Below are 21294 nucleotides of genomic sequence, written 5' to 3' on the forward strand. Positions count from 1 at the left end.
TGGTAAGCTGACCATACCGTAAGCTTGGCAGAAGTATACCGTTACCTTAAGTGTAGTAATCCGTAAGGGTAGATATACTCTGCCGTAGGGAATCGGGAAAAGAGCGTATAGATTGCATAGAAGAAGCCTATGGCTTCAACCGGTAAACCACAAACGAATCTACCTTGTAAGCTCCGCCCTTGCTGTAAAAGTCGATGTGACTGTAAGGTTCCGACGGGAATACCTGATTGGTCATCGCGAAACGTCCACCGTCACCGAATGCTTCTACACTTGATTTATCTACAAACAGGCGAAGTTTCAATTCGTTCCTTCCGCTTTCGATAGCCGTCCATGTCAGCATCGGGAAGTTTTCGTTGAAGCCGACATCTCCGCTTTTACGACGATCCATAGAGAATTTATTCTCTTTCATATCATATTGCATATCCACTTCTTCGCCTTTATCGTTGTAGAGACGGAAGCCGATAATGGCTGCATGTTGGTTCTTGATGCTCAGTTCTATTTCGTAAGCACCTTCGTTGCCTGGAATCATTTCTTTGACCGTGCGTGTTCCGCTTACTTTGAACGAACGTTTCTTTGAAATGTCGCGCAGTTTCAACAGTTCGGGAGAGGGAGCGGATTTGAGATAAATCCCACCGTCTACGGCAAACAGGCTCAAGTCGCGAGGAACAGAGTTCGGGCTACGGTATTGGGAAGTCGGGACGTCGTTGGCATACTGCCAGTTGCTCATCCATGCGATAGCGATACGACGGTTGTCGGGGGCATCACTCCAAGTCACGGTGGCGTAATGGTCTTTTCCCCAGTCCATCCATTTGGTAGCTTCCGGTTGGTTGTCACAGACAAATTTCTTTCCGTCAAAGCTGCCGACAAAATATTGAGTGGCGGAATCTCCGAAAGGGCCGTCACCGAGACTGCAAAGCAGTACCCATTTCTTTTCATTGGTTCCTTCCACGGGAAGTTCGAAGAGGTCGGGACATTCCCACACATTACCGTGAGCGCCGTATCCTTCGCCGAAGCTGCTTTCAAATGTCCAGTCTTTCAAGTTCGGAGAAGAGAAGATTTGCATTTCCTGTCCTACGGCAAGCACTTGAATCCAACGTTTTGTTCCTTCGTACCAAAAGACTTTCGGGTCGCGGAAGTCGCGGGCCCCGGAAACCAGGACGGGGTTGTTTTCGTATTTGGTGAATGAACGCCCGTTGTCGGTGCTGTAAGCGATGCTTTGTACCTGGCGGTCGCCGTTTTGTGTATAGATGGCGATGATGGCGCCTGCGCCGAAGCCGGCGGTATTGTTATGGTCTACTACTGCCGAGCCGCTGAATATCGTTCCGAAAGCATCGGGAGCAATGGCAACCGGACGGTGTTCCCAGTTAACCAGGTCTTTACTGATGGCATGTCCCCAGTTCATGTTGCCCCATTTGGAACCGTAAGGGTTGTATTGGTAGAACAGGTGGTATTCACCGTCTTTATATACCATTCCGTTCGGGTCGTTCATCCATCCGTAAAGAGGTGAAAAATGATAAGTGGGGCGGAACTTCTCGCGATTGGAAGTATCGAATGTGTCGGATAACTTCATTTCCTTGCAGCAGGCAGTGTTGTCCGGTGAAAGGTTGACGCGAACCGGGTCGTTCGAGTTCAGTTTGAATTTGAAAGAAATCAGTTGATCGGAATAATCGGAAAGGTCTACCGGAACAAAGTAATCCACTTTATTGATAGCCAGCCGGACATCGAAATTCTTTACTTCTTTATTATTAACAATCATATTGATACGTACATCGGGAGACGCATCTTCTACGGGCAACAGCAGGTATTTCTGATTCGTGTTGACACGCACCAGACAATAACCTTCTCCCAAATCCTTTATCAATAAGGAAGAATCAGCCGCTCGGAGTGAGAGTGAAACAGTCATAAGCGTAAAACAAATCAGAAGAGTCTGAAGTTTTTTCAAAGGCAAAAATACATTCATGTTTTATGGTATTAAGGTTGCTACTTATTTTATGATATTACATTTCTTGTTTACAGTGCAAAGATAGGCGCAATGGAGCAGAGCGCCTATCACATTTGTTTCAAACGCTGTAAAAGATGTTACTTTCGGGTTAATAAGTACTCAGTTTTATGTCGGATACGGTGACTTCGCCATCCGTACAGAAGACAGACCACGGGTTCTTGGCCAAATCGTAGATACGGTTGGTGAATGCGTATCTGCCGTTGACATAGACTACACATACGGATTGTTCGGTGTAGGCTTCGATGTGATATACATTGTCTGCGGCCGGAACGATGGTACGCTCTGTGATAGAAAGCGCATCGTTCCATTCACCTGTCTTTTCATTTACTGCCACTTCTTTCATTTTCAGATAACCGTACTTATCTTCGATGAAGATACGCGCCTTTTCTTCCTTGTCGCTGCAATCTACAAACGACAGTCCGAATACGGCATCGGTTCCTTCGGGGACAGTTACGGTCATTGTTATCTTATTCTGGTTTCCCAAGCGGGCGAAACGGACAAAGGAGTTCGTCTTTAAGGTATAGGAAGAAGCGGCAGATGTAACCTCTCCTACTCTCGCCTTTTCGGTCAAGGCGACTGGTTGTGAGTACTTGGCGGAGATGGCTTGCGGGACGTTCAGGCTTAATGTGCCGTCTTCGTTCTGAACCAGTTTATGAGCTACCAAGGCCCCTGCCCAATCAGCGTTGCCTGTTGTTCTCCTGCCTTCGCGGGTGGCACACCAGCCCCAAAGATAGCGGTTCTGTCCGTCGCTTGCCGTTTTGCCTGCATAGAAAGAAGTAGCTTCCAGTTTTCCTTCGTCAGGAAGGGTGGACGGGTATCTGTCACTGGGGAGATTCATCAATTCGTCCAGTGTACTTGCGTAGAAGTATTGCACCATGCGGGTGACGTCCTTATCGGAGTAAATCATGTACCAATAGTTACCCATCTTGAATACGTCGGGACATTCGTAGAAACGTCCCCATATATTCGTAAAGAAAGGTGCTGCCAATGTCCAGTTGCGAAGGTTGGTCGAGGTAAACTGTGCAATCACGCTCTTACCATCTTTCAGGGTTGAAATCAGCATCCGGTAAAGCTGCGCGTCCTCATCATAAAAGACATACGGGTCGCGGAATTCGTTCTTGTCATATCCTTGCTCCACGGGGGAAGGCAGACGGAAAGAACGGTCTTTAGTCCATGTCCTGCAATCTTTGGAAGTGGCCAGCAGAATCACTTCGCGGGGCTCGGCGGATTTGTGTCCGGTATAGAAAGTACAATAGGTCTTGCCGGCCTCATCATAGATTGTACTTCCTGTGCCGATGGCGGGGTCGTCTTCTACTGCCGTGCCACAGGGGATGGCTTCACGGAAAGAGGTGTAGTTTGCCGCGTCCGTGGTTGCCAGTTCGTGGATGGGATGGTAAATGGTAGAGTTGCCGTCGCGGTCGTCTTGAAGATAGAGGATGCGAAACTCCTTGCTCACGGGGTCGAAAAAAGGCATCGGGTCGCCTACATAACCGACATAGGGTTTATAGTAGGTACTGTAATTACTGGGTTCTGTCGAACTGAAGAAGGTCGTTGTTTCGTCCAGGTTCTTATCTGTTATCACCGGGGCGTTGTCGTCGCTGCAAGCAGCGAACGACATTGACATACCCAGTATTGAAGCTATTACTATCATAGTTTTCATAATTTTCTTTTCTTTCTGTTAGATTAAACGATGTCACTTACTCAAATAATCAATCGCATTTTCCGTCATTCTCATCACATTGTACTGATATTGATTACCGGAATTATTCTCGTCATACCAGTCATAGAATGGAGTGCCGATACAGATGGCTCGGCCTGTTGTCTTTCCTGCAACCGTGCGCGGAGTAATTTCCGCAATGACAATTCCGTCTTTATCATCTCCCTCGGTTCCGGCGTAGCCCAAATCAATGCCACCAGTGCTATTCTTCCAGTTTTCTACTGATTGGTAATCGCCCCAGTTAGGACCGATATACCAACGCAATGTACGATTGGTGCAACGATAACCGGTATCTGTCAATTTAACCAATGAACCGTTTTCGACAGATAAGCCTTCAAAGATAGCATGGCTTTCATGACCGGCTCCGATTACGAAACTGCCCGGAGCATCCGAAGTGTAATCCGGTTTGGAATCAGGGAATGTGTTGTTAGGTCCTTTCCCGTCTGCCGGAATCATCCAGCGGTCACCGATATATTTCAAACATTCACCTGTCAGCAAGAGATTTCCACCATTTGCGTAATAGTCTCTTATCTTATCTTTAGTATCCCAGTTCAAATCCGGCCAACCGTCATTGCTGTCATGGAACCAAACCGTCCGGAAGTTTGCCGGAGCAAGTGTCACATTGCCATCTCTTATCTCAAGGTAAGAAACATATCGCGCTCCCAGAAATTTCTCCAGCATCCATGTAGCCGCCGCTTTTTCTTCTTCGGGCAGTTCGGCAACCGTAGTAGCCAAACCAACAAATGCCATCGGTTCCACCGATTTCACTTTCTCTACTGTGACGGTATAGGTAGCCACGTTCAGGCGGTTCGTCACTGTATATTCTTTCGGAGTAGTGAAATCGAGCGTAGTGCCGGACAACGGACTTACCGTGGCCCCATCCGGGACAGTCACTATTGGCGACAAAGCCGTCACGTCTACATCATCGAGTACATATACCAGAATCGTCTTGTCCGTTTCATTGATTCTACCGGCAGACTCTCCTATCATGAACTTGGTAATCAGCGGTTTGTCCGGTTCCACGGAAATCGTATAGTTCATGAATACATTGCCATTGGTGACTTTCACTACCACCGGCATGGTAAAGTTGACAGGTTTGCCACTTTCGAGACTTGCCGAAGCGCCTTCGGACAAAGTGAATACAGGCACCAGGTTAGTTATGTCAGTATCGTCCGTCACATGTACCTTTATCGTTTTCGCCTGATTATCCTGTTCTATGATAAAGCGGTCGTTTCCCTGGATACGGAAAGAAATAATCCATGCATCACCGTTCAAGGCAAAAGAAGTATCATCGTCATCACTGCATCCGGTTGCGGAGAAAGCCAGCGCAACCAACAGCATCATATATATTTTATTAATCAAAGTCTTCATCGTTTCCTGTTTATTAATTATCCCAACCATTATTTTGCTGATACAAACCACCGCTATAATTTATCTGTTTCTGCGGTATAGGCAGATATTCATTCTTTCCGGCCGTGAAGTTTGCGTTCGAGTAGTATGAACGGCGACCGGCTTCCGAATGGTAATACTGATTCATGACCGTTGCGGCGTCTCCCCAGCGAACCAGGTCGAAGAAACGGCTTCCTTCCAAAGCCAATTCCAGACGGCGTTCCCATTTAAGGTCCCTCATTGCGGCGCTTTTATCCGACCAGTCGGCTACCGTATAAGGGGCTACATTGAAATTTGCTCCGTAATCAAAAACAAGCGTTGTGCTACGGGCCGCACGGTTACGTATATCGTTGACCAGCGGCAGGGCTTCCGACAGCCGGTTCAACTGAATCAGGGCTTCAGCACGCATCAGTACCACGTCTGCATAGCGCAATACGATACGGTTCATCGAGTTAGCTACAAAAGGAGAGTTTACTTTCTTCAAGCAAGAGCAGTCGGGGTCTACGTTTTCTTTCAATGAAGAGTAGAGTCCGTAGTATTCCTGGTCGTTGCGTGTCCATGATTTGTCGAAAGTATAGTTTACGTTATACTTATAAGGGAATCCGGGGATGGCTACCGTGTGGAAGAGACGGGGGTCGTATTCACTTTGGGCATCGTAGTTGTCCTTGGCGTTATAGCTATCGAACAACGGTTTGCCGCTTTCGGTACGGAAAGCATTGACAAGATTCTGGCTCGGTTTCTGAAAGTCACAGCATCCGAAGTATTGGGGAGCTGTCAGTTCATTCCCAAAATTCAGATTGCCATACATCGTATTGTCATCCTGTGAGTACTGGACTGCCCAGATGGATTCTTTTCCGTTTTCGTATTGCGGCAGGAAGTTGTAGGCGAAATCTTCTTCCAATCCGAAACCGCCGGCAGTCATGATGGCGTTATCGGTATAAGTCAATACCGCTTTCAAGTCGTCTTCGTTAACTTCGGTCACTTCGTTCTTTTCGTTTTGGCGGTAGGCTTTATAAAGCATGGTCTTTGCCAGGTAGGCGGAAGCGGCGGCTTGTGTGGGACGGCCTTTCTCTACTTGGGTGTCGGGCAGATGGTCGTAGGCGAACTTAAAGTCATCGGCTATCTTTTGCCAAAGCTGGTCATTGGTGTACTGGCGGTTGGAAATCTTGGTGTAGTCCGTGGTCGGGATGGTTTCGTCCACATATACGATGTGCTTGAACATTACTTTCAGCAGGAACATATAGTGCCCGCGCAGGAAACGCATTTCACCGATACGTTCGTTTTTCTTCGGGTAGGTGGCTTCGTCCATTCCGTCCAGTGATTTCAAGGCGGCGTTGGCACGTGCTACGCCCGAGTAGAGGCGATACCAGATATCATCAAAAGCCCAGTTGTCGGTAGTCATGCCTGTGGCTATCTCCAGAAAGTGGAAATGAGAGCCGTCTTCGGAGTTCGCTCCGCCTTTGTAAGCGTCGTCCGCACGGACATTGCCGTAGGGCCAAAGGCTGAAAGGGCTGTTCATGTCCTCGCCGGAAACCATGTGGGCGTAGGCGGCAATCACAAGATTGTCTACATTCTCGGGGTTGATGGTCTGCCCTTCGTCAGAACTTCCCTGCAAATCTCTGTTCAGGAAATCGTCGCAACCGGTAGTGCCTATCAGAGAGGCGGCCAAGAGCAAAGAGGATATATATAGTTTCTTGATTTTCATGATTCTTGTTGTTTAAAGATGAATGAATTAAAAGCCGATGTTGAAGCCGAATGTCAAGTTCAAGGGGATTGGATAGCCGAAGTTCGGATTTTCGGGATCCATGCCGGTGAAGTTCTTGCTCTTGATGGTGAGCAGGTTCTGTGCGCTGAAGTAGAATCGCAGGCGTTCCATCTTGATTTTCTTTGAAAGTTCCGTCGGCAGTGTGTAGCCCAGTTGCAGATTACGGAGTTTCAGGTAGGAACCGTTTTCGATATAGTAGCTTGAGATTCTTTTTTCGTTATTCAAGTCTTCAAGGCAGACGGCGGGAATGTTCGAGTTCGGATTCTCCGGTGTCCATGCACCCAGCAGGCGGGTTCCGCGGTTGGCGTTCATGTCGCCTACCGACCAGAAGTCGGTGTTCTTCTTCACTTCGTTGTAGACATCGACGCCTTGTACGCCTTGCCAGAACATGGTGAGGTCGAAGTTTTTGTATTCCAAATAAATATTCAAGCCGTAGGTGAAGTCGGGATTCGGGTCACCAATCCATGTCTGGTCTTTGGTGTCGATGACTCCGTTATTATCCAGGTCTTTGTAGCGGATACGTCCGATGCCTTTTCCTGTCTGGTCGGCATGGTTATCTACTTCTTCCTGAGATTTGAAAATACCGTCGGCGATATAGCCTGCTCTCATATTGATGGAATGTCCGATAATATTCATCACCCCGTCACCGCCGAAGTCACCGGTAGAAGCTACTTCACTGGGAACGAACAGGATTTTGTTGCGATACAATCCAAGATTCGCATTTATGTCATAACTCAATCCGAAAGCTGTTTTGTTACGATAGCCCAGGTGGAATTCGAAGCCTTTGTTCTCCATCGAACCGGCATTCCGCCACTGACCGCCACCTTCGCCAAGAATAGCGATGTAAGAGGGTTTAATCAGAATGTCTGTCGTTTTCTTGTAGTAGTATTCGGCAGAGCCGTACAAGGTTTGGTTGAACAGGCTGAAATCAAGACCGATGTTGGTTTGAGTGGTTGTTTCCCATTTGATGTCGTCGTTTCCTATTTGAGTGCGGACAAAGCCGGAAGGGAGCAGTCCGCCGCCGTTGTTGCCGGTAATATCATAAGAAGTGCCGTAAGTGGGGGGATTACCTGTGCCGTATTTGGATTCGTAGATGGAATAGCGGGCATAGTTCTCAATATCCTGATTACCAGTCTGTCCCCATGCGGCACGAATTTTCAAGTCGTCAATTACACTTCTGGTCTTTTCCATAAATGCTTCTTCGCTGATACGCCATCCCAGGGAGACGGAAGGGAAAGTGGCGTATTTATTGTTGCTACCGAAACGAGAAGAGCCGTCACGGCGGAGCGTAAATGAAAGCAAATATTTGTCAGCGTAGGAGTAGTTCAGTTTTCCGAAGAAGGAAACGAGAGAGAAGCCGCCTGCACCACCGCTTGCCTGTGATTGTCCGACGCCTGCGGACGGATACATATAGTCGGGAGTCAGGATGGCAAATCCTTCGCGGTAGGCAGCAAAGTTGATGTCGTCTTCACGGTTCAGCTCCATACCAGCCATGACGTCGCCACGGTGTTTGCCTATCTCCAGTTCGTAGGTGGCAACGGCGTTCCACATCCATTTGGTGAAGTGTTCCTGTTTCATTTCCACTGCGTCTTTGTCACTGTTCAGAAAGCCGGTGTTGTAAGGGAGCGTGAAGTTGCGCTGGTATTTCTGTGCGTAGTCCAAGCCGAAGGTGGAACGGATATTGAGTCCTTTCAAGGGGTTCAGGTTGACGTATGCGTCACCGAAGATACGCCAGTAGGTATAGCGGTTGTTGCGGTTGTCGTAGACTACACGCGCTACGTTCTGGCGGTCGGGCATGGTGCTGTTGGGGCCGCCCCAGTTAGTTCCGTCTACCGTGCGCACGGGAATCATCGGAAGGGCAATCATTGCGTCGCTCATTATATTACTTGGGGCTTGCACTTCGGTGGTACGGTTGAGGGTGAAGTGTTCACCGATGGTCAGGAGATTACCTATTACTTTATAATCGCTATTGATACGGGCGGAGATGCGGTCGAAGTCGGTGTACTTTATCAGACCGTCGTTCTTATAATATCCTAAAGAAAAGAAATAGTTGCCGCGTTCCGTACCGTTACTCAGCGAGAGGTTGTATTGCTGGATAAAGCCGGTACGAGTGATTTCGTCGAACCAGTCCGTATCGCCGATGGCGATTGTATTGGCTTCATCTATGAATTTGGGGACGTAGATGTTGTTCAGTACGGGACGTCCTTCGGCATTGTATCCCCAGTCGTATTGATAGCCGATAGAGTTGGCGTTCGGATTATTGCCGCTGTTCACGTTGGCTTGCCATAAGGTACGTCCGTATTGTTCGGTATTCATCATATCGAGTTTGGACTGGTACATGGAAGCGGATACTGAGGCGTCGAAGTTGATTTTGACTTGACCTTTCTTGCCTTGTTTGGTGGTGATGATGATTACACCGTTAGCAGCACGCGAACCGTAAATTGAAGCGGAAGCAGCATCTTTTAATACTTGGATGGATTCGATGTCGTTTCCGTTCAGTTCGTGCATACCGGCTTTGGACGGTACTCCGTCGATAATATAAAGAGGGTCGTTATTGTTCAGCGTACCGATACCGCGGATGCGGACGGTGGCGGAACCGCTCGGGTTACCATCGGCTGTAATGTTCATACCGGGGACACGTCCTTGAAGGGCTTTCACAGGGTTGTTCTCACCTTGTTTCTGAATCTCGTCTACCTTAACGACGGAGACTGCTCCGGTCAAATCGGCTTTGCGCTGGGTGGTGTAGCCCGTCACTACGACTTCATCTACCATCTGTGTATCTTCTTCTAATAGTACACGGATAGAAGCAGCCGCTTTCACGGTCATCGGTTTATAGCCGATATACGAAATCTTTAAGGTTGAACTGGCAGGAACGGAAAGGGTGAAGTTACCGTCAAAGTCGGTAATTGTTCCGTTGGTCGTAGCTGTGGTTTCAATGACGGAAGCACCGATAATCGGCTGTCCATCCGTCTTGGAAGTAACGTTTCCCTTCACCGTAATGCCTTGCCCCCAAAGACTAGACATGAAAGCAAACAGGAAACAAACGCTGCTAAGAAGTTTTTTGTTCTTCATAATACTGAGCACTAGTTTAATGTTATTAATTTAAAAGTACGAATTTTCTTTTTATCGATGATGCAAATTACGGTTGATTTATGTCAATCGGCTGAAAGAAATGTTTCAAAGGCTGTTATTTTTGTTGCATGTGCCCTTATTTTTAGGGTTTTATGAGTGTTTCTTCTTGCAGTGAGAATTCTTGAGATTATATTCCCTTATAATACCAGAAAACATTATCTTTGTATAGTGATATGAGCCCCCAAAAGAACGACTCTTCATTTAATATTAAACTCTAAAAAACAAAATTCATGACTAAGCAACAAGCTTTAAAGCTCTTTGAGGAAAGAAGAGTGCGTACGGTATGGGATGACGAACAGGATAAGTGGTATTTTTCGATAGTAGATGTGGTGGCTGTTCTGACGGACAGTGTTGATTCTACGGCATATTGGAGAAAACTCAAACAGCGTCTAAAAGCAGAAGGAAATGAAACCGTGACAAACTGTCACGGTTTGAAAATGCAGGCAGCCGATGGCAAAATGAGACTTACCGACGTCGCCGATACCGAACAACTTCTCCGCCTTATCCAGTCCATTCCTTCTCCCAAGGCAGAACCTTTCAAGCTATGGATGGCTAAAGTTGCCAGCGAACGACTCAACCAGATACAAGACCCCGAATTATCCATCGACCAGGCCTTAATGGATTATAAGCGTATGGGGTATTCCGACAATTGGATTAACCAACGTCTGAAATCAATAGAAATCCGCAAAGATTTAACTGATGAATGGAAGAAACACGGATTGCAGGAAGGTGTCCAATTCGCCACACTCACAGATATTATTTATCAGACATGGTCGGATATGACAGCCAAAGAGTATAAACAATTCAAAGGATTAAAAAAAGAAAATCTACGGGATAACATGACCAACAAAGAGTTGGTACTGAATATGCTTGCAGAACTTTCGACGAAGGAAATCTCCGAAGCCAACAATCCGGAAAGCTTTAACGAACATATGGATATTGCCCATCAAGGCGGAGAAGTAGCACGCAATGCACGATTGGAACTCGAAACCAAAACCGGGAAGAAAGTAATCTCTCCCCTGAATGCAAAAAGTGGTATTCTCTTAAAAGACGAATCAAAAGAAAAATCCAACAAATAAGTAAAATGATATGAAGACAATCTCCAACGAACAACTTACGATTCAAGTATCTCCGCATGGAGCTGAACTTTGCAGTATCTTTGCCAATGGAAAAGAATATCTATGGCAAGCCGACCCTGCATTTTGGAAACGCCACTCCCCTGTCCTGTTCCCCATTGTAGGAAGTGTGTGGGAGAATGAGTATCGCAATGAAGGTATTCCTTATATACTTACTCAACATGGTTTTGCCCGCGACATGGAATTCACGCTTGTTTCTGAAAAAGAGAACGAAGTATGTTATCGTCTTACCAGCAATGAAGAGACGTTGCAGAAATATCCGTTTCCATTCTGTCTGGAAATAAGTTACCGTATTCATGGGAAGCAAATTGAAGTGATATGGAAAGTTAAGAATACCGGTGAAAAAGAAATGCATTTTCAGATTGGCGCGCATCCTGCTTTCTATTGGCCGGACTTTGATGCTGCCACTTCGGAAAGAGGTTTCTTCGGATTCGATAAGAAAGAAGGGTTGAAGTATATTCTTATCTCTGAAAAGGGATGTGCAGACCCTTCTACTGAATATACGTTAGAGCTGGCGGATGGATTGTTACCACTTGATATACATAGCTTTGATAAGGATGCTTTGATATTGGAAGGTGAACAGACTCATAAAGTCACGTTATATAATAAGGAGAAGAGAGCTTATCTAAGCCTGCATTTTGATGCTCCAGTGGTAGGTCTTTGGTCACCGCCTGCAAAGAATGCTCCTTTCGTATGCATCGAACCCTGGTATGGGCGTTGCGACCGCGCACACTATACAGGTGAATATAAAAATAAAGACTGGATGCAACATTTACAGCCGAGTGAGATATTCCAAGGGGGATACACGATTGAAATAAATGAGTAATTGATGAATAGCCGACAATATTCGAACCATATCATACCTAAAAGTAGCTGCCGGATTCGTATCCGACAGCTACCCACACCTAATTCTAATCAACAAAACCTAACTTATAAACCTAATCTATACACTTTTAATGAATCAACATTGAATGCTCCCCCTTTACTGTAGAAACACATACGGTTGTATGGTTCCGTCGGAAAAACGAGGTTAGTCATAGCTATCTTTCCCCCATTCAGAAAGACTTCTACCGAACACTTATCAACAAAAATATCCAAAGTATATTTATTCTCTTTCCTTATAGGCGCCCATGTAGCCAACGCAAAATCATCCATATAATTAATCGAAATCGTTTTTCTACGGTCATGGGCTTCCAGTTCATGGGGTACACTGTTCTTTCCGAAATCTACAATACCGCTTTTTGTACGGTCCATTACGAGTTTCTTCTCCGGAAGATTGAAATAGACGTCAACCTTTTCACCTTTACCATTAAAAAGGCTGAATCCCATAATCTCCGCTTTCCCGGCAGTAACATCCAGTACAAGTTCATAAGAACCTTCATTATCAGTTAATAAAGAATCAACATGATAATCTTTGGTAACGGCGAAAGCGGGAATCTCTTTACTTTCTTTCCGCAACATCTTTACTTCCGCTACCGGAGTGGCGGAAAGATAAATGTCATCGTCTTGTGTGTACAATCCCAATTCACGCGGCAATGCATTGGCACTGCGGAATTGTTTCGTTGGAACAATGTGGCAATATTGCCGGTTATTCATCCAAGGGACGACAATCACCCGTTCTTCTGTATTTGAGAAGCAAGCTGTAACATAGTGGTCTTTTCCCCAATCCAGCCATTTGGTGACATTAGGCTGATTGTCACAAATAAAATTCGTCCCGTCAAAGTCTCCTATAAAATACTGAGTTGCACTACCGCCGAAGTAACAGCCCGGATTTACATTGACTACCAAAGCCCATTTCTTACGACCGATATCTCCATCTACGGGAAGTTCCACCATATAAGGATATTCAAATAGACAAGGCTGAACTCCGTATCTTTCCCCGAAGCTGCTCATATACTTCCAATCCTTCTTATCTTTGGAATCATAAAAACTTATTTCTTTACCGGCAGACACGATCATCACCCATTTGTTCTCCGATGCATACCAAAAGACTTTGGAAGCGCTGAATATCTCCATGTCGTCGGAAAAGATGTGTTCCAACGTATCACGGGAAGCAGCCGGCACCAAATACTCCCAATGCATAAGGTCTTTGCTTACAGAATGTCCCCAATACATATTTTCCCGTTTGGAATCGGGGAAATCGTATTGAAAATAGATATGATACTCTCCATCTTTATAGGATAATCCGTTAACATCGTTCATCCAGCCGTAAAGGGGAGCATGATGGTAGACAGGACGAAACTTATCAGTATCGGCTGTATCTAACGTACCGTTTGTGTGGCAACAGGTCAGTCCGCAGGAAACTGTCAACACAAGTAGCATACCTTTACATAGTTCTATCCAAGGGGTTGTTCTCATAGCAACAAAGCATTCTTTATTTATACAAACTTCTAATCAAAGATAAGACGAAGGCAAAGATAGGGGGTATCTTTGCCTTCGTCTATAAACTTTGTTTCAAAGGATGTCAATTTTGATACAACCGGCAGGCAGCTTATAATAAAACCCGACACTAAAATTATACAGCGGATATGCCTTATCATAAATGATTTGTCCCGATTCATCCTTAGGTTCATAGTCAGGACGGAGAGTCGTTTCGAATTCCTCACGCGGATAAACATAAGAACCATCCTCATTCTTTTTATCCAAGTCTATATAGGTATAAAAAGCTTTATAAAGGTCGCTGTCCCGCAAATTGCCATGTCCCTGCAAATGATTCTTGCCATGCTCCTGCTTGTCAATATGCGCTCTTGTCCCGGCATACATGATGATAACTTCTCCTTCCAAAGATTGCTGACAGGTCAGTACAACTTCATCTTTCTCGATAGCTATGTTTGTTATCGTCTGACGATTGTCCGGCCGATAGTCATTCAGATACACTTCAAAACCATAATCACGGATTTTGGGTAATGTATTCACGTCAAACACCAAAGGCGGCACAGGTACATGAAACTTGATACGTATCTGATTGGGCTGACTTGTCCGCTTTATTGCCACCGGTTGTAAAGGTTTGAATTCCTTCTTTTTGATTTGCGTCTGATAATAAACCTTACCCAACATCTCCCCGTACCAACGATAACCATTCGCATCGAGATGCCCGCCCCTGTCTGTCATCGGATAAATGGGGCCCGCACAGATAATATCCGGATTTTCGTTAGCCGCCTCAAGTTGTGCCATAGAAATGGAAAGCGTATCCCGCATATATTGCGCACCGGTCTGATAGGTTATAAATACCGGTTTCTTCTTCTGTCCGTATCGTGACAATATATCATCCTGCATGTTGTTTTTCAACTGCAACAACAAAGCTTTGTATTCTTCCTTGTCTGTTGTATTCGGCACATCGGCACGCATTCCCTTATCTTTATTCGGACTGTAATTAAACTCACCCTGCATCCAAAAAATAACCGGGCAATAGAGATTGCTATTCTGGTTTCGGGCAACTTCAGCACCATAATCCAATGAACGGAGAAAGTCCTTATAATAAGAACGTATTTCCGACTCTTTCGACAATTCTTCCACACTGGCACCACTGACGCCTACCGAAGTCGCCAAAATTTTATCCATCTTCGGTCGCTTCAAACGGATATGATTGACAGCCGCCAATAACGGGCACTCGGCTATCGTTCCTGCCGAACGGCTCTTTACATCGTTTCCGGTGCGAAAACTCGAAGCGATATTGCCTGTCAACGGATTAAACACATATTCCCGGGAATTTCCATAGTTTATCCATACCTGATTGCCAATCATATAATTACCTTCCACATTCTCCGTAGAAAGTACCGGATAAGACTGGTGCCCGGTAGACAAACTCTGCCCGTTCATTATTATATGAACATAGGTATCTTTCTTTTCCGTGCCCGGCACTACCGCCTTTTCAACAGTAACCGCTGAAACTAAAGACGGACAGTAGCCAAAGAAGACAAGGCTTCCCGCTAAAAACAAATTTCGTATTCTCATATTTTGCTCTATTTAATTCTCAAACAAGCTCAACTATACTTATTTCTTTCTATTTCTTATCGAAATTCAAACCAATCGATGTTCAAGGCACTGAGTATATGAATTTTCATCGTATGAGTGCCGGGAGATAATTGTACATTCGATACTGTAAAGTCATTATAAGTATTCCAGTTCCCCGTAGTTGTGGAAACGGCATCCAACTGCGTCCCGCCATCAAAAGAGAGAGCAAACTTACCGCCATTTTCTGCTGCCGCGCGAACCTTGACACTGGAAATTTTCTCCTGAACGTTAAACGTATATTGAATCCAGTCGCCACCGGAAGTATTACTGATATGGACAACATTATTACTTGCACTGATAGCCACCCCCTGGTCGCTCCTGTAAGATTTGAAATTGCCGGACGAACCGTTCTTGAAACTATATTGTCCTTCGTCAAAATCCTCAGCCTGAATGACACCGGGCACCTGGCTGTGTCCCGCACCGAACTTTATCCAGTCCATGTCAATATCCCCGCCCTTAATACGGAAGTCGATATATTGCTCGCCTGCTTCCAGTTCAACAGGGTATACAAAAGTCTCATTCCATACACCGGCAGAACCGCTCAAAGAAATTTCACCCGTTTTATATACCCCATTGATGGCAATACGGAATTTACCGCCCGAACGCTTCTGAAACATTCTGCAAGTGATGCCATAACGTCCCGCTTCCCTGACATTAATCGAATAACGTACCCATTCACCGGACTTCATTCCTTTAAGATACGTAACCCCATTTTGTGTCTCCTGCTTCATTCCGCCTTCCGACGGATTCTTATGATACCCATAATGTTCACCGCCCGCATTATAGTCCTCTGCCTGAATCACCACAGACGGCGACATCTTTACTTCCACGGCCTTTCCACTGCGGGGAATTCCCCAATTCCGTACCATTTTCAACTTATTATTCTGGTCATATTCAATCGGGTCTACACAGACCGAACGTAAAGCTCCTTTTCCCGAATGATTAGCCGTATGGTAGAACGAATACCAACGCCCGTTATACTCAACAATAGAACCATGCGCCGTTTCTTCACCATGAGGATACATATATGCACCACATGGAGTATACGGGCCTAAAGGATTGTTGGACATAGAATACTGCATCCGGTTACCGCCCTGACTGGCCGCATGATTGTCCGAATGGCTCAAATAGTACTTACCTTTATATTTATGCACCCAAGGAGCTTCATGAAAATCGGTAAAACCGGTCAGAGGAGTCATTACGCCGTCCAGTTTCGTCCAGTCATCCTTACGTAATTTGGCGCCCCAACAACCTTTGCCGGCACCGCTGGTATAAATATAAGGCTGTCCGTCGTCATCGACAAATACGCAAGGGTCAATCGTAGAAGGAATACCGTCAATCACTCCTTTCACCCTGAACTTCGCGGCAGGTTCTTTGCTCGTTGCCACAAAAATGCGCCATGTATTCGCGTCAATCTTATGAGGGAAATAAAAATAGTACAATTGGTCTTCCTTATTATACGCACAATCAGGAGCCCACATAAAGCCGTCGATACCCATGCCTACGTGCGCTTTTACAGTAGCCGAGTTCATTATCTCTCCATGGTCTGTCCAGTTTTTCATATCCGTAGTAGAGAAAACATGGTACCTGTCCATGCGGTCACATCCCTGTGTCGGTTCCATGTCGTGTGAAGCATAGACATACAGTCTTCCGTCCGCCCAAACATGTGCCGAAGGGTCGGCTGTATAAAGCGTTCCCGTAAATGAATTCTGAAACATCTGAGAGGAGAAATTGACGAACAACGGATTATGTTCATAATAGCCGTATCTGGGATACTCAAACTGAGAACCATCCACTTTATCTCCTGTATATTCTCCGGTACGTGTAAATACGAACTTATCCAGATTAATGCTGCCCGTAGTGTACCACCTCAATACATGCTTTCCTTCGCTCAACTGCACATTCGTCACCTTGACCGAATGTGAAAAGACGCTCCAGTCATCTTCCGGCGAATCGACTATCTGACCGGCGGATTTCCCGTCCACCTCAAAATAAAAACTGGTCTTTCCGCCACCCGACACACAATATGTTTCAATAGAGTAAGCCCCTGCCTGAGTGACCTGCAATGTATAGCAAAGCCAGTCACCATTATTGATATTACCAATATTAATGACCGTTCCGCTCTTGCTGATGGCAACTCCCTTTTCTGTACGATAATCCTTGTAGTTTCCAGCCGTGCTGTTTTTGAAGTTGAAAGAGATGTCCTGTCCGCCGTCATCAAAGTCCTCGGCTTCTATCGTAGCGGGGACTCCCGAAATCACAAACAAACTATTTCCTTCCTGGTCTTTCTTAAACGGAACTCCCCGATAATTGGCCAAGTATTCCTCGCAGCTTATCCCATTATCATAACGGTCGTCCACGTACTCATATTCATCATCACTATCCCCATCTTTCCCGGAATCATCATTGATGGATGAACGTTCTTCCTTACAAGCAACATTCAAGACGACTAATCCGCTAAAGAAGAGCGGAAGAAAATATCTCAAAGCAAATAATAAATTGTGTCTCATAGTTTTTCATTTTTATCAAATAACATTTATCATATCTGTATTTGCAAAGATAAATGGAGCCGGTTTCCTACTTTATTAAAACCGGATTAACCGGAGATTAAAAAACAATTAAATCGCTTAAAATGCCGTTTTTCATCTAAAATCCACCCGGACAACAGATGGAAACCAAAATAAAAAACATTCTTGCCCACAAGTTTTTTTAGTCCCGCAAAGTTGACAACCAAACCTTGCTTTTCTTCATTATTTTGAAGAAAAACGAGCGTTTTGTGCAATTAATCACTTTTTAATCCCAGATTAATTCTTTTCCTTCCCCCTTTTTAATGCTTTTCCCTTTACTTTGCCACAAACTAATAATATCAGAAAAACTATTAATGTATAAATATGAAGAAGAATCTAATCCTATTGTGCAGTCTGCTGGCTAGTTTTACCTTACAGCCCATACAGACGAATGCACAAACAGTTACTAACGGACAAAAGTTACTTTATCCCTACCCTTTTGCTCCCAGCGAGGGCTTAGTGAATAAAACCGAGAAAGAACACCGTCAAGAAATTTGCCTGAACGGCTACTGGGATTTTCAACCTGTTGCTTTACCGAAGGACTACAAACAAGGGAAAGGAACAGCTCCCGAATTGCCACTCCCGAAAGAAGGCGACAGTTGGAGTGCGACACGCATCAAAGTTCCTTCTCCATGGAATATCAACTCTTTCGGTTATCGTGATTTAGAGGGGCCCGACCATCGCAACTATCCTTCTTACCCGAAAGAATGGGAACAGGTAAAAATGGCATGGATGAAGAAGAACATCACCATCCCCGCCAACTGGACAGGTCAGCAAATCAAACTTCACTTTGAAGCCGTCGCAGGATATTCCGAAGTCTATGTCAATAAGAAAAAGTTAGGCGAGAATTTCGATTTGTTCCTGCCTTTCAGCTTCGACATCACAGATAAAGTGACTCCCGGCGAAACTGTGGAAATACTTGTAGGAGTACGCAGCCAGTCCTTATTTGAAGATAACTCGACTATCGGACGCCGTATCGTACCAGGTGGTTCTATGTGGGGGTATCATATCAACGGTATCTGGCAAGATGTATATCTGTTGGCATTGCCCCAAATACATATAGAAGATGTATATGTGAAACCGCTGGTTTCCAAGAATACATTGGAAATAGAAGTAACCCTGAAGAATAAAACCACCCAGAAAGCCAACATACAACTGCAAGGCAATGTAAAAGAATGGATAAACTGTGCCGGAACGGACATTAATTCCGCTCCCGTTCCTGCTTGGACATTGGGTACGGAAGCGTTACAGGTAGCTCCGCTCAAAGTTTCGCTGGCAGCCAATGAAACACAGAAAGTAACTTTACAAGTACCTGTCGGCAAGAATACGCTCCAATACTGGACTCCCGAACAACCGAACCTGTATGCCTTGTTACTTTCCATAAAAGACAAAAAACAGACTGTCGACACGAAATACGAACGCTTCGGCTGGCGTGAATGGACATTGCAAGGAACTACACAATGTCTGAACGGCGAACCTTATGCATTGCATGGAGACTCCTGGCACTTTATGGGTATCCCGCAAATGACACGCCGCTACGCATGGGCATGGTTCACTGCCATTAAGGGCATGAACGGAAACGCAGTCCGTCCGCACGCACAGGTCTATCCCCGCTTCTATATGGATATGGCCGACGAAATGGGTATCTGCGTACTGAATGAAACCGCCAACTGGGCAAGTGACGGCGGACCGAAACTAGATTCGGAACACTTTTGGGAATCATCAAAAGAACATCTGAAACGTTTTGTCTTGCGTGACCGCAACCATGCTTCCGTCTTCGGATGGAGTGTCAGCAACGAGAATAAACCTGTTATCCTGCATGTATATAACCGTCCCGAACTAATGCCCACCCAACAAAAGGCATGGGAAGAATGGCGCGACATCGTACGCCTATATGACCCTACCCGTCCCTGGATTTCATCTGACGGTGAGGACGACGGCAACGGCATACTACCCGTAACCGTAGGACACTATGGAGACATCAACTCCATGAAAAACTGGATTAACATCGGCAAGCCTTGGGGTATCGGCGAACACAGCATGGCTTACTACGGAACACCGGAACAAGTATCCAAATACAATGGAGAACGTGCTTACGAATCACAGGAAGGACGTATGGAAGGACTGGCAAACGAGTGTTACAACCTGATAGCCAACCAACGCCGGATGGGTGCTTCATACACCACTGTCTTCAATATGGCATGGTATGCACTGAAACCACTCCCACTCGGCAAGAGAGATGTAACGAAAACGCCTTCCGTGACGGAAGACGGCGTATTCTTCGGCGAATACAAAGAAGGGGTTCCGGGCGTGCAACCCGAACGTGTAGGCCCTTATTGCACGACATTCAATCCCGGTTACGACCCAACCTTGCCACTCTATCAGGAATGGCCGATGTATAGCGCCCTGCGGGCCGCCAATGCTCCGGGAGAACCGGCATGGTCACCTTACGCCACAATCGACAAAGAACAATACAAGGCCCACGAAGCCACAAATGCAACCGGGAATTATAAAGAAGTAGTATACGTGGGCAATCCGGACAGCAAAGTAAAACAACTGATGGACGCACAGGGAGTAACATTCGCTTCAAAAATAACTACTCCTTCCTCACTGCTTTATATAATAGACGGTAGCCGCGCATTAGATGCCGCCACCCAAAAAGAACTGCAAAAGCAGCTTGCCAAAGGTGCAGATGCATGGATTTGGGGAATTACACCGGAAACCGTAGGAAGATACAACGAGATTCTGCCGCTTCCGGTAGCCTTAGACCCGCTGAAACGTTCTTCTTTCCTACCTGTGCAGAAAGCATGGATGCATGGACTCAACAACTCCGACTTCTATTTCTGTGAACTTCAAAAGGCGGATGCTTCCGAGTATTCACTGAAAGGCGCATTCGTAGAAGAAGGCGATGTCCTACTGAACGCCTGCAAGACAGACTGGCGCAAGTGGAACAAACGACCGGAAGAAATCAAGACAGCCGGAACAATCCGCAGTGAATACGAATGTACGTCCGCCACTCCGGTGTTTGTCAAATACCGGGAAGGCGCTTCCACTTTCTATTTAAATACACTAACCGAGTTCGCCAATTCAGAAAAAGGATACAATACCCTGAGCGCTATCTTGAAGAACGCAGGAATCCAGTCCCAAAAGCCGGAAATCGACATTAACGAAGTCTTTTTCCTGCGCGACGAGCAGATGAACTTCCCGGTAGCCACCAAAGATAAATTCGTGAAGGAGAATGACAGCCGGACATTGGAATTTTATGTATTCAGCCCGCGTCCCCTGGACGACCTGTTGATAGAGCCTAATATGCCGAAACTCTCCCTGATGTTGAAAGCGAAGAAACGCGAACTGTTCATTAATGACAAGCCTTATACAAGCGTATCGCACAATGGGCGGAATGAAATAATCTATAAAGAGCTTCCTCTATTGCAAGGCTGGAACAAGTTTATCATTAAAATAGGAGAAGGCGACCGGAACGACTTTACCGGATTCTTCAAATGTGACAACAAACAGGATTTTCTTCCGACTTTAAAGGCTGCCTTCATCAACCCGGAAGACAAATAAGATAG

Annotated in this window: 11 protein-coding genes; 3 read left to right on the forward strand and 8 right to left on the reverse strand. The window is 45.7% G+C overall.

All coding sequences use genetic code 11. The features are described from left to right. Positions 1-127: 127 nt before the first annotated feature. The 5 genes from BQ7997_RS00815 to BQ7997_RS00835 all read right to left on the reverse strand — a co-directional run bounded on the left by BQ7997_RS00815 (position 128) and on the right by BQ7997_RS00835 (position 9945). Complete coding sequence (locus BQ7997_RS00815) at positions 128-1960, reverse strand: glycoside hydrolase family 32 protein (RefSeq protein WP_073342565.1); 1833 nt, start codon at positions 1958-1960, stop codon at positions 128-130. Between the two features lie 130 nt (positions 1961-2090). Then, on the reverse strand, positions 2091-3662 hold the full coding sequence (locus BQ7997_RS00820) for a glycoside hydrolase domain-containing protein (protein ID WP_073342568.1): 1572 nt from the start codon (positions 3660-3662) through the stop codon (positions 2091-2093). A gap of 33 nt (positions 3663-3695) precedes the next feature. Next, entirely contained in the window at positions 3696-5090 is a 1395-nt protein-coding gene (locus tag BQ7997_RS00825; RefSeq protein ID WP_073342779.1) for a DUF4960 domain-containing protein, read from the reverse strand. A 13-nt stretch (positions 5091-5103) separates the two neighbouring features. Beyond that, the gene (locus tag BQ7997_RS00830) at positions 5104-6807 is read right to left on the reverse strand and encodes a RagB/SusD family nutrient uptake outer membrane protein (protein ID WP_073342776.1); all 1704 of its coding nucleotides are present in this window, start codon (positions 6805-6807) and stop codon (positions 5104-5106) included. A gap of 33 nt (positions 6808-6840) precedes the next feature. Then, positions 6841-9945, reverse strand: a complete 3105-nt coding sequence (locus BQ7997_RS00835) for a SusC/RagA family TonB-linked outer membrane protein (RefSeq protein ID WP_073342571.1) — start codon at positions 9943-9945, stop codon at positions 6841-6843. Between the two features lie 290 nt (positions 9946-10235). Between BQ7997_RS00835 and BQ7997_RS00840 the strand changes: the two genes are divergently transcribed. Continuing rightward, positions 10236-11084, forward strand: a complete 849-nt coding sequence (locus BQ7997_RS00840) for a BRO-N domain-containing protein (RefSeq protein WP_073342574.1) — start codon at positions 10236-10238, stop codon at positions 11082-11084. A gap of 10 nt (positions 11085-11094) precedes the next feature. Continuing rightward, positions 11095-11967, forward strand: a complete 873-nt coding sequence (locus tag BQ7997_RS00845; RefSeq protein WP_073342577.1) for an aldose 1-epimerase family protein — start codon at positions 11095-11097, stop codon at positions 11965-11967. A 104-nt stretch (positions 11968-12071) separates the two neighbouring features. Here the strand turns inward: BQ7997_RS00845 and BQ7997_RS00850 are convergent, their stop codons facing one another. The 3 genes from BQ7997_RS00850 to BQ7997_RS00860 form a co-directional block, all read right to left on the reverse strand. Then, positions 12072-13463, reverse strand: a complete 1392-nt coding sequence (locus BQ7997_RS00850) for a glycoside hydrolase family 32 protein (protein ID WP_394333721.1) — start codon at positions 13461-13463, stop codon at positions 12072-12074. 132 nt (positions 13464-13595) lie between these two features. After that, positions 13596-15095, reverse strand: coding sequence for a hypothetical protein (locus BQ7997_RS00855; protein ID WP_073342582.1), 1500 nt, complete (start codon positions 15093-15095; stop codon positions 13596-13598). 56 nt (positions 15096-15151) lie between these two features. Continuing rightward, positions 15152-17665, reverse strand: a complete 2514-nt coding sequence (locus BQ7997_RS00860) for a carbohydrate-binding protein (protein ID WP_073342585.1) — start codon at positions 17663-17665, stop codon at positions 15152-15154. Positions 17666-18046: 381 nt separating this feature from the next. Here BQ7997_RS00860 and BQ7997_RS00870 point away from each other — a divergent pair, with 381 nt between their 5' ends. Beyond that, on the forward strand, positions 18047-21289 hold the full coding sequence (locus BQ7997_RS00870; protein ID WP_073342590.1) for a glycoside hydrolase family 2 protein: 3243 nt from the start codon (positions 18047-18049) through the stop codon (positions 21287-21289). Positions 21290-21294 lie beyond the last annotated feature (5 nt).

Origin of the sequence: Bacteroides congonensis, assembly GCF_900130125.1 — a bacterium.
In the GTDB taxonomy this organism is placed as follows: domain Bacteria; phylum Bacteroidota; class Bacteroidia; order Bacteroidales; family Bacteroidaceae; genus Bacteroides; species Bacteroides congonensis.

Bases quoted from the DNA above. Each gene is read 5' to 3' on its own strand.
- BQ7997_RS00815 (WP_073342565.1), bottom strand. From the start codon at position 1,960: ATGAATGTATTTTTGCCTTTGAAAAAACTTCAGACTCTTCTGATTTGT.
- BQ7997_RS00820 (WP_073342568.1), bottom strand. From the start codon at position 3,662: ATGAAAACTATGATAGTAATAGCTTCAATACTGGGTATGTCAATGTCG.
- BQ7997_RS00855 (WP_073342582.1), bottom strand. From the start codon at position 15,095: ATGAGAATACGAAATTTGTTTTTAGCGGGAAGCCTTGTCTTCTTTGGC.
- BQ7997_RS00845 (WP_073342577.1), top strand. From the start codon at position 11,095: ATGAAGACAATCTCCAACGAACAACTTACGATTCAAGTATCTCCGCAT.
- BQ7997_RS00850 (WP_394333721.1), bottom strand. From the start codon at position 13,463: ATGCTACTTGTGTTGACAGTTTCCTGCGGACTGACCTGTTGCCACACA.
- BQ7997_RS00835 (WP_073342571.1), bottom strand. From the start codon at position 9,945: ATGAAGAACAAAAAACTTCTTAGCAGCGTTTGTTTCCTGTTTGCTTTC.
- BQ7997_RS00860 (WP_073342585.1), bottom strand. From the start codon at position 17,665: ATGAGACACAATTTATTATTTGCTTTGAGATATTTTCTTCCGCTCTTC.
- BQ7997_RS00840 (WP_073342574.1), top strand. From the start codon at position 10,236: ATGACTAAGCAACAAGCTTTAAAGCTCTTTGAGGAAAGAAGAGTGCGT.
- BQ7997_RS00825 (WP_073342779.1), bottom strand. From the start codon at position 5,090: ATGAAGACTTTGATTAATAAAATATATATGATGCTGTTGGTTGCGCTG.
- BQ7997_RS00870 (WP_073342590.1), top strand. From the start codon at position 18,047: ATGAAGAAGAATCTAATCCTATTGTGCAGTCTGCTGGCTAGTTTTACC.